The organism is Leucobacter aridicollis (genome assembly GCF_013409595.1).
Lineage (GTDB): Bacteria > Actinomycetota > Actinomycetes > Actinomycetales > Microbacteriaceae > Leucobacter > Leucobacter aridicollis.
In genome coordinates this window covers 1,822,839-1,835,547 of record NZ_JACCBD010000001.1, presented here as the reverse complement: position 1 = coordinate 1,835,547, position 12,709 = coordinate 1,822,839, and the positions used below count along the sequence as shown (strand labels likewise).

General features: G+C 68.2%; 11 protein-coding genes. 10 read left to right on the top strand and 1 reads right to left on the bottom strand.

Annotation, left to right across the window (positions count from 1 at the left end):
* Positions 1–8: 8 nt before the first annotated feature.
* Positions 9–1,235 (bottom strand): DUF349 domain-containing protein, encoded by a 1,227-nt coding sequence (locus BJ960_RS08440; protein ID WP_121073416.1) that lies wholly within the window; start codon positions 1,233–1,235, stop codon positions 9–11.
* Between the two features lie 173 nt (positions 1,236–1,408).
* Between BJ960_RS08440 and BJ960_RS08435 the strand changes: the two genes are divergently transcribed.
* From BJ960_RS08435 to aroB, 10 genes are all read left to right on the top strand, one after another.
* Positions 1,409–2,704, top strand: a complete 1,296-nt coding sequence (locus tag BJ960_RS08435) for a replication-associated recombination protein A (protein WP_185988220.1) — start codon at positions 1,409–1,411, stop codon at positions 2,702–2,704.
* 267 nt (positions 2,705–2,971) lie between these two features.
* Positions 2,972–3,601 (top strand): 30S ribosomal protein S4, encoded by a 630-nt coding sequence (gene rpsD / locus BJ960_RS08430; RefSeq protein WP_121072210.1) that lies wholly within the window; start codon positions 2,972–2,974, stop codon positions 3,599–3,601.
* 141 nt (positions 3,602–3,742) lie between these two features.
* Positions 3,743–3,964: a hypothetical protein gene (locus BJ960_RS08425; protein ID WP_121073413.1), complete on the top strand. Its 222-nt coding sequence runs from the start codon at positions 3,743–3,745 to the stop codon at positions 3,962–3,964.
* A 135-nt stretch (positions 3,965–4,099) separates the two neighbouring features.
* Entirely contained in the window at positions 4,100–6,781 is a 2,682-nt protein-coding gene (gene alaS / locus BJ960_RS08420; RefSeq protein WP_185986944.1) for an alanine--tRNA ligase, read from the top strand.
* 3 nt (positions 6,782–6,784) lie between these two features.
* Positions 6,785–7,282, top strand: coding sequence for a Holliday junction resolvase RuvX (gene ruvX, locus BJ960_RS08415; RefSeq protein WP_185986943.1), 498 nt, complete (start codon positions 6,785–6,787; stop codon positions 7,280–7,282).
* Positions 7,279–8,424 (top strand): endolytic transglycosylase MltG, encoded by a 1,146-nt coding sequence (gene mltG, locus BJ960_RS08410; RefSeq protein WP_307814629.1) that lies wholly within the window; start codon positions 7,279–7,281, stop codon positions 8,422–8,424. Before ruvX ends, mltG begins: the two co-directional genes overlap by 4 nt.
* 3 nt (positions 8,425–8,427) lie before the next feature.
* Positions 8,428–9,297 (top strand): shikimate dehydrogenase family protein, encoded by an 870-nt coding sequence (locus BJ960_RS08405; RefSeq protein ID WP_185986942.1) that lies wholly within the window; start codon positions 8,428–8,430, stop codon positions 9,295–9,297.
* 5 nt (positions 9,298–9,302) lie between these two features.
* Positions 9,303–10,499, top strand: coding sequence for a chorismate synthase (gene aroC / locus BJ960_RS08400; protein ID WP_121072202.1), 1,197 nt, complete (start codon positions 9,303–9,305; stop codon positions 10,497–10,499).
* Positions 10,496–11,614, top strand: coding sequence for a shikimate kinase (locus tag BJ960_RS17185; protein WP_307814630.1), 1,119 nt, complete (start codon positions 10,496–10,498; stop codon positions 11,612–11,614). Before aroC ends, BJ960_RS17185 begins: the two co-directional genes overlap by 4 nt.
* A complete protein-coding gene (gene aroB / locus BJ960_RS08390; protein ID WP_185986941.1) occupies positions 11,611–12,699 on the top strand; it encodes a 3-dehydroquinate synthase in 1,089 nt (362 codons plus the stop codon). Before BJ960_RS17185 ends, aroB begins: the two co-directional genes overlap by 4 nt.
* Positions 12,700–12,709 lie beyond the last annotated feature (10 nt).

Sequence of the window (12,709 nt, the reverse complement as noted above, 5' to 3'; positions counted from 1 at the left end):
TGGAAAACTTAGTCTCCGAGGGCTGCGAGCCAGGACTTCTGGGTCGCGAGCTTCTCTTCGGCCGATGCCTTTGCCTTCGCGTCCTTCGCGCCGGCGATCTCGGCTTCGAGCTCAGCGATCGACGACTCGAGCTGGCCGCGGAGGCCCTCGCTGCGTGCCTTCGTCTCCGGGTTGGTCTTGCGCCAGTGCTCGTCCTCGAGGCCCTTCACGTGATCCTCGATGCGGCGCAGCTGGCCTTCGATCTCGCGCAGTGCCTCGCGGGGCACACGGCCGATCTCGTCCCAGCGCAGCTGGATCGCGGTGAGCTGCTTGCGGGCCGCGGTGTGCTCGCTGAGCTCGAGGATCGGGGTCGCGTCGGCGATGACGGCCTGCTTCGCGACGAGGTTTGCCTGGTACTCCTCGTTGGTCTGCGCGACCTCCTCGGCCTTCGCCTGGTAGAGCACGTCGCCAGCGGCCTTGAACCGCGCCCAGAGCTGGTCGTCAAGCTTGCGGCTTGCGCGCCCAGCCTGCTTCCAGTCCTCGAGCAGGTTGCGGTACGCGGGGATGCCGTCGAGGCCGCGGTCTGCGAGCGCCTCAGCGGAGGCAATGAGCTTCTCCTTGCGCCCCTTCACATCCTTGTTGTTCGCATCCATCTGCGAGAAGTGCGCGCGGCGCGCAGTGTCGAAGCTCTGGCGCGCGGCGCGGAACCGCTTCCACATCGCGTCTGCCTGCGGCTTCGGCACGTGCGGGCCCGAACGCTGGGCGTTCTGCCACTCGGTGAACAGGCGTTCGAACGCGGCGCTCGTGTCCTTCCAGCGGATGGAAGCCTCGGGCTGCGCGGCGAGCTGCTCAGCCTCTGCGACGATGGCCTCGCGCTTCGCGACGGCCTCCTCGCGAGCTGCCTCGCGCTCCTGCTGCTGCTGCTCGCCGAAGGCGGCCGCCTTCTCCGAGAGCTTCGCGACCCGCTCACGCAGCGACGCGATGTCGCCGACTGCGGCGGGCTCGACGAGCTGCTCCTCGAGCTTCTTGACGGTTCCCGCGACAGATGCGTCGGCGGTGCCGCGGGCAATCCGCGCCTCGAGCAGCGTCACTGCGCCGGCGAGGTCAGCGAACTTCCGCTCGAAGTAGGCCAGGGCTTCTTCGGGGGTACCATCCGGGAAGGCGCCAACGGCACGCTCACCCTCTCCCTCGCGTACGTAGACCGTACGATCTTCGTCGACCCTGCCCCAGGGCTGCTCGTTCGTCGCTTCACTCACCGTGTTGCTCACCTGTCGTGTGGGATCGGCTGTACCGACCGCGTTACTAGATAGACCCCTCCACTATGCCACAGTGCGCCCCGCTGAGCATGATTGTCGGGGGTGGTCGCTAGCATTGAGTCGTGACCCAGATTCAAGGCCCGGCCGCCGCGACGGCTCCGTTGGCGGTGCGGATGCGCCCGCAGTCGCTCGACGAGGTCGTCGGGCAGCAGCACCTCCTGGGGCAGGGCTCGCCGCTTCGCGTCATTGCGAGCGATAGTGAGGGGTCCGCAGTCTCGGTTATTCTCTGGGGCCCGCCAGGCACCGGAAAGACGACGATGGCGCAAGCGATCGCGCACACCAGCGGCCGCAGATTCGTCGAGCTCTCGGCGGTGACGGCCGGCATCAAGGACGTCCGCGCGGTGATGGAACGGGCGCTCAACGACCGTGACCTGTACGACATCGCGACGGTGCTGTTCCTCGACGAGATTCATAGGTTTACGAAGGCGCAGCAAGACGCGCTCCTGCCGGGTGTCGAGAACGGCTGGGTGACGCTCATTGCGGCCACCACCGAGAACCCGTCGTTCTCCGTGATTAGCCCATTGCTTTCGCGTTCGCTGCTGCTCACCCTCGAAGCGCTGAGCGATGCCGACATCGCCAAGCTGCTTGACCGGGCGACTGCTGACCCGCGAGGGCTCGGCGGCGCCGTCGAGCTGACCGCTGAGGGGCGAGATGCCCTCGTCCAGCTGTCATCGGGCGACGCGCGCCGAGCGCTCACCGGGCTCGAGGCAGCCGCAGGGTCAGCGCTTGCGCTCGCTGAAGGCGCCGACGGCGACGCGCATGAGGCCGCCCTCCCGCAGATCACGGCGGAGGTCGTCTCGATTTCCGTTGACCGTGCCCTGCTGCGCTACGACAAAGACGGCGACCAGCACTATGACGTCGTGAGCGCGTTCATCAAGTCGATGCGTGGGTCCGATCCTGATGCTGCGATTCACTACCTCGCCCGCATGATCGAAGCGGGGGAGGATCCGCGATTCATCGCTCGCCGTCTCATGGTGCACGCTGCCGAGGACGTAGGACTCGCGGACCCGCAGGCGCTCACGATCGCGGTCGCTGCGGCGCAAGCCACCCAGCTCATTGGCCTACCGGAGGCACGCATCCCGCTCGCCGAGGCGACGATCTACATCGCAACTGCCCCGAAATCAAACGCGGTCATCTCGGCGATCGACGCGGCGATCTCCGACGTGAAGGCCGGCAGGTTTGGGCCGGTGCCGAAGCCGCTTCGTGACGCACATTATCCGGGCGCGAAGAAGCTCGGTCACGGCAAGGGCTATCGCTACCCGCACGCGGACCCGCGCGGTGTGCTCACGCAGCAGTACCTGCCCGACGAGATCTCTGGCGCGACGTATTACACGCCGACGACGCACGGCAACGAGCGCGAGGTATCGGAACGGCTCGAGAAGATCCGCCGGATCACGCGTGGCGAGTAGCCAGGCTCACGGCGGTCGACTCGTGGTTGCGCGTCATGATCTGCTAAGCTGATCCTTGGCCAACATTGCTCCCGCGGCAGGCTGCAGCGGGAAGCGTATGGCAGGTGCCCTGTAGCCGGGTTTCTGCAACGGTCGTTCCCTCACCGAAAACGGTTTGCTGTGTCGCGTGCATTGCGAGCGAAAGCTTGTGAATGCGGGCGCAGCGTGGCCGAGAGAACATAGGGCTGCGCACTCGCGCATGCCCCTCAGAAACCCGAAAGGATACCCGTGTCGACTACGTCACGTACCCGTTCGCAGACGCGTCTGTCGCGTTCGCTGGGCATTGCCCTCACCCCGAAGGCCGCTCGTTACCTCGAGAAGCGCCCCTACGGCCCCGGCCAGCACGGCCGCACCAAGCGTAAGAGCGACAGCGACTACGCAGTCCGCCTCCGCGAGAAGCAGCGTCTTCGCGCTCAGTACGGCATCCGCGAGAAGCAGCTCGTCATCACCTTCAACGAGGCTCGTCGTCAGGACGGCCTGACCGGTGAGAACCTCGTCGAGCTCCTCGAGATGCGTCTCGACGCGCTCGTGCTGCGTGCAGGCTTCGCCCGCACCACCGCACAGGCTCGTCAGCTCGTGGTGCACCGCCACATCCTCGTCGACGGCAAGCTCGTCGACCGCCCGTCGTTCCGCGTGAAGCCGGGCCAGCTCATCCACGTCAAGGAGCGCTCGGAGGCTCTCGAGCCGTTCCAGGTTGCAGCCGCAGGCGGCCACGCTGAGGTTCTGCCCGCAGTTCCCGGCTACCTCGAGGTGTCGCTCGACAAGCTGGAGGCTCGCCTCCTCCGTCGCCCGAAGCGCGCTGAGGTCCCCGTGACCTGTGAAGTGCAGCTCGTGGTCGAGTACTACTCGGGACGCTAAGCCTGAACGCTTGAGGGCGCTGGAATCCATACGGAATCCAGCGCCCTCAGCCGTATCCGGCATGGGTTACCGGTTAAGCTTGACCCGTAAAGTTCCGCGGCGCGCAGAGTGTCGCCGCGAGACCGCAGGAGGGTGGAACACGTGCGGAAACTAGTCTTGTTCGTCTTCGGAGTCGCCACGGGCTTCGTCGCCGCGCACTTCGTCAACCAGAACCCGAGCGGACGGCGATTCTTTGAGCGCCTGAACCGCGGGATTACAGAGCTGTCTACCGCGTTCTCGAGTGGCTACGAGGCCGCCGAACGCGAGCAGTTTGACGAGGATCTTGAGCGGACGCTCAGGGGCCTCGACCGTAAGGACTCCTAGCGCCGCCGCCGTCCGAGACGGCGTCCGACGCTGGCCGAGTCGGCCCACACGATTTGAATACCGGCAGTCACGTGACTGCCGGTGGCGGCGCCCAGCGCCGGCACTGACGCATCACAAAGGAACGAAGCACCGAACATGCAGACCGCAGAGATTCAACGCCGCTGGCTGAACTTCTTCGAGCAGCGAGGCCACACGGTTGTGCCCTCGGCCTCGCTCGTGAGTGATGACCCGAGCCTGATGTTCACTGTGGCTGGCATGGTGCCGTTCGTGCCGTACCTGTCGGGCCTGGTGCCCGCGCCCTACGACCGTGCGACGAGCGTGCAGAAGTGCATCCGCACCAACGACATCGAAGAGGTCGGCAAGACCCCGCGCCACGGCACGTTCTTCCAGATGTGCGGCAACTTCTCGTTCGGCGACTACTTCAAGGAGGGCGCGATCAGGTTCGCCTGGGAGCTCCTCACCACGTCGGAGGCCGACGGCGGCCTCGGATTCTCGCCTGACGACCTCTGGGTCACTGTCTACGAGGAAGACGACGAGGCGTTCGCGCTGTGGCAGCAGCACTCGTCGCTGCCCGACGACCGCATCCAGCGGCTTGGCAAGGACACGAACTACTGGTCGACCGGCCAGCCCGGTCCGGCGGGCCCGTGTTCGGAGATCTTCTTCGACCTCGGCCCCGAGTACGGCATCGACGGCGGCCCGGCGACCGACGACGACCGCTACGTTGAGATCTGGAACCTCGTGTTCATGCAGTACCAGATCGCCGACGTGAAGTCGAAGCTCGACTTCACGATCGTGGGCGACCTGCCGAAGCAGAACATCGATACGGGCATGGGCCTCGAGCGCGTCGCGTTCATCAAGCAGGGCGTGCAGAACATGTACGAGATCGACCAGGTTCGCCCGGTGCTCGATCGCGCCGCCGAACTCGCCGGTAAGACCTACGGCGCGGTGATTGACGACGACGTGCGCCTGCGCGTCATCGCCGATCACGTCCGCAGCGGGCTCATGCTGATCGCTGATGGCGTGACGCCGTCCAACGAGGGCCGCGGGTACATCCTGCGTCGCCTGCTGCGGCGCGTGACGCTGTCAATGCGCCTGCTCGGCGTGAACGGCCCAAGCTTTGCTGAGCTGTTCCCAGTGTCGCGCGACGCCATGCAGGACGCCTACCCCGAGGTCGCCGAGAACTTCGACTTCATCTCGCGCGTCGCGTACGCCGAGGAGAAGACCTTCCTGCGCACGCTCGCGAGCGGCATCCAGATCCTGGACGGCGCGATCGAGGCCGCGGTGGCCGAGTCGAAGACAGGCACTGCGGCGAGCGTTGACGGAGATACCGCGTTCCTGCTCCACGACACCCACGGGTTCCCCGTGGAGCTGACGCTCGAGATCGCCGAGGAAGCTGGCGTCTCGGTCGACCGCGACGTGTTCGCGACGCTCATGCAGGAACAGCGCGACCGCGCAAAGGCTGACGCGAAGGCGAAGAAGGGCCAGCGCGCCGACCTCGCCGTCTACAAGGAGCTGCGCGGCCTCGGCGAGACCGCGTTCGTTGGCTACGACTCGCTCGTGCACGAGAGCAAGGTGCTCGGCATCGTCGTCGACGGTGCGCCAGCGGTGGAGGCGCGCGAGGGCCAGACCGCCGAGCTCGTGCTCGCCGAGACCGCACTGTTCGCGGAGTCGGGCGGTCAGGATTCCGACAACGGCGTGATCGTCGGCGACGGCTTCGAGGCCGAGGTGCTCGACGTGCAGAAGCCGGTGCCGGGTCTCATCGTGCACACCGTGAAGGTGACGATCGGCACGATCGGAATTGACGCGCGCGCTGAGACGCGCGTCGACGCCGACTACCGCCGCGGCGCAACGCAGGCGCATTCGGCGACGCACATCGTCCACGCGGCGCTGCGCGACGTGCTGGGCCCGAACGCGCACCAGGCTGGCTCCTACAACAAGGCCGGCTACATGCGACTCGACTTCACCCATTCGGAGGCGCTTAGCGCGCAAACGAAGAGCGAGATCGAGGAGATCTCGAACCTCGCCATTCGCTCCAACTACGCGGTCGTGACGCGCGAGATGGCGCTCGACGAGGCGAAGGCAATGGGCGCGATGGCCCTCTTCGGCGAAAAGTATGGCGAGCGTGTCCGCGTCGTCGACATCGGCGGCGAGTGGTCGCGCGAGCTGTGCGCAGGCACGCACGTCGCAACCGCGGCTGAGGTCGGCATGATCAACCTGGTCTCCGAGAGCTCGGTCGGTTCGACGAACCGCCGCGTCGAGTCCCTCGTTGGCCTCGAAGCCTTCCAGAGCTTCGCCGCCGAGCGGCTCATCGTGCAGCAGCTCGCCGGCGGGCTGCGCGTGCCGCGCGGCGAGGTTGTCGCGCGCGTTGAGGATCTCAGCGCGCAGCTGCGAGCTGCCGAGAAGAAGATTGCGGCGCTCGAGGCCGCGAAGCTCGCCGAGCGGGTTCCCGAGCTGTTCGCGGCGGCCGAGCGTGTTGGCGACATCACGCTCGTTTCCGCCGACCTGGGCACTGTCGGCTCGCCCGATGACCTCCGGGGCCTCGTCCTGCAGCTGCGCGACAAGCTCGGATCGGAGGCTGGCGTCGTGCTGCTCGCGGGAACCGTGGCAGGCGACGGCGCTGGCAAGCCCGTCGTGATCGCGGCGACGACCGCCGCGGCTCGCGAACAGGGCGTCAAGGCGGGCGATCTCGCCAAGCGCGGCGCTCAGGTGCTCGGCGGTGGCGGTGGCGGCAAGCCTGATCTCGCGCAGGGCGGTGGCACCGATCCTTCGCAGATCGCTGCGGCGCTCGCCGAGATGCGGCGCACGCTCGAGGCGTAGCCGGTGCGCACGGGGGTACGGATCGGGATCGACGTCGGCAAGGCACGCATTGGCGTCGCCCGATCCGACATGCACGGCATGCTCGCCACGCCGGTCGAGACTGTGCAACGCGAGGCCGCGCCTGGCGCGGACGTCGCGCGGATCGTCGCGCTCGTCGCCGAGATTGAAGCGTTCGAGATTATCGTCGGCCTTCCGCTGAATCTCCGGGGAGAACCCACACTCTCCACGGAAGACGCCGTAGGCTTTGCGCAGACACTCGCCGACCGGCTCGCCGGCGCGGCGGAGGTCCGACTTGTCGACGAACGGTTGTCGACGGTGTCTGCCCAGGGGCAGCTTCGCCAAGCTGGGCGAAAGTCCAAGGGGAGCCGGGCAATCATCGACCAGGCCGCTGCCGTCGTCATTTTGCAGCACGCGCTCGACGTCGAGCGCGGCAGGAACGAGGCGCCAGGTGAGGTCGTCGCCCCGTCCGAAGAACAACCCAGAAACGAGGAAACGCCGTGAGTGAGCATGGAACGCGCCGGGAGCGCCGGCGGGCGAGCGAGCTGAGCGACGAGGACAAGCGCGCGCGAAAGCGGGGGAGGATCGTCATCTCCTCGATCCTGATCGTCATGCTCCTGCTGCTCGGCGGCGGCGCTGCGTGGGTGTGGAGCTCGTACGGCGACAAGATCTCGCTCGCGCTCGGGTGGTCGACGAACGACTACGAGGGCGAGGGCCACGGCGAGGTGCTGCTTACGATCACGGAGGGCCAGTACGGCGCCGACGTGGCCGAGGCGCTCGCGCAGGCCGACGTCGTGAAGAGCTCGGAGGCGTTCTACGACCTGCTGCTCGAACAGAGCGAAGAGGTGAGCTTCCAGGTCGGAACGTACCGCCTGAAGCAGCAGATGAGCGCCGCGGCCGCGCTAGCCGCGCTCACCGACGATGCAAACCGAATGGAACTCACAGTCACGATCCCCGAGGGCATGGCCGCGCTCGACGCGCTCGAGCTCACGGCGGGCGTCGTCGATATCCCGTTTGAGGACTTCAAGACCGCCGCGGCCGATCCGGCAGCCTTCGGCGTGCCGGCCGACTTCCCCTCAATCGAGGGCTTCCTCTTCCCGGCGACCTACACGTTCGAGCCGGGCGACACCGCGCAGACGATCATCCAGAAGATGGTCGACCGCATGTGGCAAGCACTCGACCAGCACGGCGTGGCCGCCGAGGACGCCTGGAGCGTCCTCACGCTCGCCGCGATGGTGCAGCGCGAGGCCGGCTCGCGGCTCGAGGACTTCCCGAAGGTTGCCCGAGTGTTCCTCAACAGGATCGACATCGACATGCTGTTGCAGTCCGATGCGACAGTCTCTTACGGGACGGGGAACACCCACACGGTGTGGACCACGGACGAGGAGCGCGCCGACAAGTCGAACAAGTACAACACATATGCGAACCCCGGCCTGCCTGCTGGTCCGATCTCGCTGCCAGGCGACACGGCGATCGAAGCGGCGACGAACCCGGCCGACGGGCCGTGGCTGTACTTCATGCCCGTCGACCTGTCGAGCGGCGAGACCGAGTTCGCCGAGACCGCCGAACAGCACCAGCAGAACGTCGAGAAGCTCGCCGAGTGGTGCACCTCGCACCGCGCCGAGGGCGGAAAGTACTGTGACTAGGCAATGACCGACCCTCAGCCATCTGACGCAGCGCCGCGCCAGCCCGGCGCTGCCCAGCTCGGCGTGCTGGGATCGCCGATCTCGCACTCGAAGTCGCCCGCGATTCACGCCGCCGCGTACGGCGTGCTCGGCTTGCCGTGGCAGTACGGCAGGACCGAGCTCGACGCGGCGGGACTCGAGCCTTTTCTCGCGGGCCTCGGGCCGGAGTGGCGGGGACTCTCGCTCACCATGCCGCTCAAGGAAGAGGCCGCGCGACTCGCCGCGACGGTGGATCCTGTGGCCGCTGCAAGCGGGGTCGTGAACACGCTCGTGCGAGTTGTGCCGGGGGAGTCAGGCGCCGCCTGGGCCGGCTTCAACACGGACGTCGCGGGGCTCGCCCGCGCGATCCAGAACGCGGGCCTGGACGCGCGCGCGACAGTCGTGCTCGGGGCTGGCGCGACGGCGGTGTCGGCGGTGCTCGCGGCGCGCTCGCTCGGCGCCGAGCGCATCGCGATTGCCGCGCGGCGCCCCGAAGCTGCGCAGGATCTCGCGACGCGTCTGGGCGGCGGCATCGACGCGCTCGCGCTCGGTGACGCGCCCGGCTTCGCGCCCTCGCTCGTCATCTCGACGCTTCCCGGGCAGGCGAGTGGCGCCGTCGCAATCGCCGACGAGCTGCTGAGCGTTCCGCTGTTCGACGTGGCCTACGATCCCTGGCCTTCGCCGCTCGCGCTGAGGTGGGATGCCGCCGGAACGGAGTCGCACGCGGGGCTCGACATGCTCGTCGAGCAGGCGCTCGTGCAGATCAGAATTTTTGTGAACGGTGACCCCGACGCCCCGGTCGCCGATGAGGACACAGTGCTCGCGGCCATGCGCGCCGCGAGTGTGGAAAGATAGAACTTATGCTTCGTTGGCTTACTGCCGGGGAATCCCACGGCCCTGAACTCATTGCTGTCATCGAGGGCATGCCCGCCGGCGTGCCGATCTCGCTCGATGCGATCCGAGAGGACCTCGCGCGCCGCAAGCTCGGCTATGGCCGCGGCTCGCGCATGAAGTTCGAGCAGGACGAGCTCAACGTCTCGGGCGGCGTCGTGCAGGGCGTCACGATCGGTGGCCCCGTCGCCATCCGTATCGGCAACACCGAATGGCCGAAGTGGGCCGAGGTGATGAGCTCCGAGAAGTCCGAGCTGTCCGAGAAGTCCCGCGGCCGCGGCGCAGCGCTGACGCGCCCGCGCCCGGGCCACGCCGACCTCGTCGGCATGCAGAAGTACGGTTTCGACGAGGCGCGCCCGGTGCTCGAGCGCGCGAGTGCCCGCGAGACCGCGGCCCGCGTCGCGCTGGGTGCGGTCGCGCGCTCCTTCCTCGCAGAGCTCGGGATCCGTCTCGTGAGCCACACCGTGTCGATCGGCGATATCGTCGCCCCCGCTGGCACGGCGCTGCCGCGCCCCGAGGACGTCGCTCAGCTCGACGCCGATCCGCTGCGCTGCTTTGACGCGGCGACGAGCGCGCGCATGGTCGAAGAGGTCGACGACACCAAGAAGTCGGGAGACACGATCGGTGGCATCGTCGAGGTGCTCGCCTACGGTCTCCCGCCCGGGCTTGGCTCCTACGTGCACTGGGACCGGCGCCTGGACTCCCGGCTCGCGGGTGCGCTGATGGGCATCCAGGCGATCAAGGGAGTCGAGGTCGGCGACGGCTTCGAGACGACGCGTAGGCGCGGATCGGTCGCCCACGACGAACTGCATCTCCGAGACGGCGAGATCGTGCGCGACACCGGCCGCGCCGGCGGCATCGAGGGCGGCATGACGACCGGCCAGGTGCTCCGCGTGCGCGCGGGCATGAAGCCGATCGCGACCGTGCCGCACGCGCTGCCGACCATTGACATCGCGACGGGCGAGGAGGCGAAGGCGCACCACCAGCGTTCCGACGTGTCCGCAGTCCCCGCGGCTGGCGTCGTCGCCGAGGCGATGGTTGCCCTCGTGCTCGCGGAGGCCGTCGTCGAGAAGTTTGGTGGCGACAGCCTCGCTGAGACCCGCCGGAACCTCGAGAGCTACCTGGCAGCGATCCCCGAGCAGCTCGCAACCGCACGAGAGTCGTGAGCGGCGCGCGCAGGGCCGGTCGGCGCGCGGGGGCTCCCGCGGCCGCGCCGAAGCCCGCGCCACCGGGCCAGCGGTCGAGCGAGTCTGCGGGCGAGCTGCCTGGGCAGTCGTTGGGCCAGCAGTCGGGGCAACGTGCGGGCGACCAGTCGGGGCAGCCTGCGGGCGAGCGTCCCGGTCAGCCCGCGGGCCAGCGCGGCCAGGACGCTGGCAGGCCGCGGCCCCCGCGCCGCCGCCGCCCGCAGCGCTCCGGTGCCCAGTCCGCAGATGAAGGGCAGTCTGCCAGCGCGGCGACGAACTCCGGCCGACGCCAGCAGGGTGAAGCCGAGGCGTCGGGCGATGCAACTCAGCCGCGGCGGCCTGCGAAGCGGCGGCGCCGCCGCCGGGGCGGTGGAAACCGGCTGCCGGAGCGGACGATCGTGTTCGTGGGGCCGATGGCCGCAGGCAAGACGAGCCTCGGGCGGCGCGTCGCGAAGGAGCTCGGCATTCCCTTCGTCGACAGCGACGTCGTGTTCGTGCGGAAGCACGGCGCGATCACGGACTTCTTTGCGGCGCACGGCGAGCCCGAGTTTCGTCGCATCGAAGCAGAGATCATCGCGTCCGAGCTCGCCGAGCCAGGGACGCGGATCCTCGCGCTTGGCGGGGGAGCCGTGCTCTCGGAATCGACGCGCGAGCTGCTGCGCCGCCACCCAACGATCCTGCTCATGACGACGCAGGAGGCTGTGCTGCGCACCGCGAACATCTCTCGGCGCCCGCTGCTGCGGGATGACCCCTCTGCGTGGGGACGAATCCTTGCTGAGCGCAAGCCGCTCTACCTCGAGGTCGCCGACGTGACATTCCGCACCGACCGTGCCGGGAAGGAACAGCTCACCCGCCGCGTTGTTGAATGGGCGCGCGCCTATGCCAGGCGCGAGCGCGCCGCCGCGCAGGTCGCTGCGGTGCACGCCGCGGCGCAGCCAGGCGGACGCGGCCCAGCCGCGTCGGAAGGTACCGAGACTGTCCAGGCTGAGGCCGACACGAGCATTCCGGCGAAGGCCGACACGAACCATCCGGGTGAGCCCGGTGCGAATCTTCCGGCAGAGGCCGAGACACATGGAGTTGGAGAGGACCAAGATTGAGCAACTCGACGCAGGTGACTGAGATCGCTGTCACCGGGGAGACCAACTACACGATCACCGTGGGCCGCGACCTGTTTGAGCGGGTGCCGGAGGCGCTCGGCTCTCGCGTTGCGAAGGTGCTCATCGTGCACACGTCGACGGTTGGTCGGCTCGCCGACGACCTGCGGACCTCGCTGCAGCAGCACTACGGTGAGGTGATCCTCGCCGAGGTTCCCGACGCGGAGTCGGCGAAGCGTGTTGAGGTCGCCGCATTCTGCTGGCAGATTCTGGGCCAGGCAGACTTTACGCGCAGCGACGCGATCATCGGCCTCGGCGGGGGCGCCGTGACCGATCTCGCTGGCTTCGTCGCGGCGACGTGGCTGCGAGGGGTTCGGCTCGTCCAACTGCCGACCACGGTGCTCGGCATGGTCGACGCTGCCGTCGGTGGCAAGACGGGTATCAACACGGCCGAGGGCAAGAACCTCGTGGGGGCGTTTTACCCGCCGGCCGCGGTGATCTGCGACCTTGCGGTTCTTGACACGCTCCCGAAGAACGAGATCCTGGCCGGGTTCGCGGAGGTCGCTAAGTGCGGCTTCATCGCTGAGCCCGAGATCCTCGACATTATCGAGGCCGACGTCGACCGGGCGACGGACCCGACGACGCCGGAGTTCCAGCGCGTCGTCGAGCTCGCGATCGGTGTGAAAGCTCGTGTCGTCTCTGAGGACTTCAAGGAGGGTGGGCTCCGAGAGATCCTGAACTACGGCCACACGCTCGGTCACGCGATCGAGCATGCGGAGCGCTACCAGTGGCGCCACGGCGTCGCGATCGCGATCGGGATGTCGTACGCGGCCGAGCTCGGCAGGATGTCGGGCGCGCTGTCGGACGCGGCGGTCGAGCGGCACCGGAATGTCCTGACGCTGCTCGGGCTGCCGCTGTCCTACCCGGCCGGGCGCTGGCCGGGGCTGCTGGCAGCGATGCAGCGCGACAAGAAGGCTCGCGCCGGCATGCTGCGCTTTATCGTGCTTGACGACATTGGGAAGCCGCGCGTGCTTGCCGGGGTCGACGAGTCGATGCTGCAGTTCGCCTACCAGGAGATCGCGAGCTAGCGACACTCGC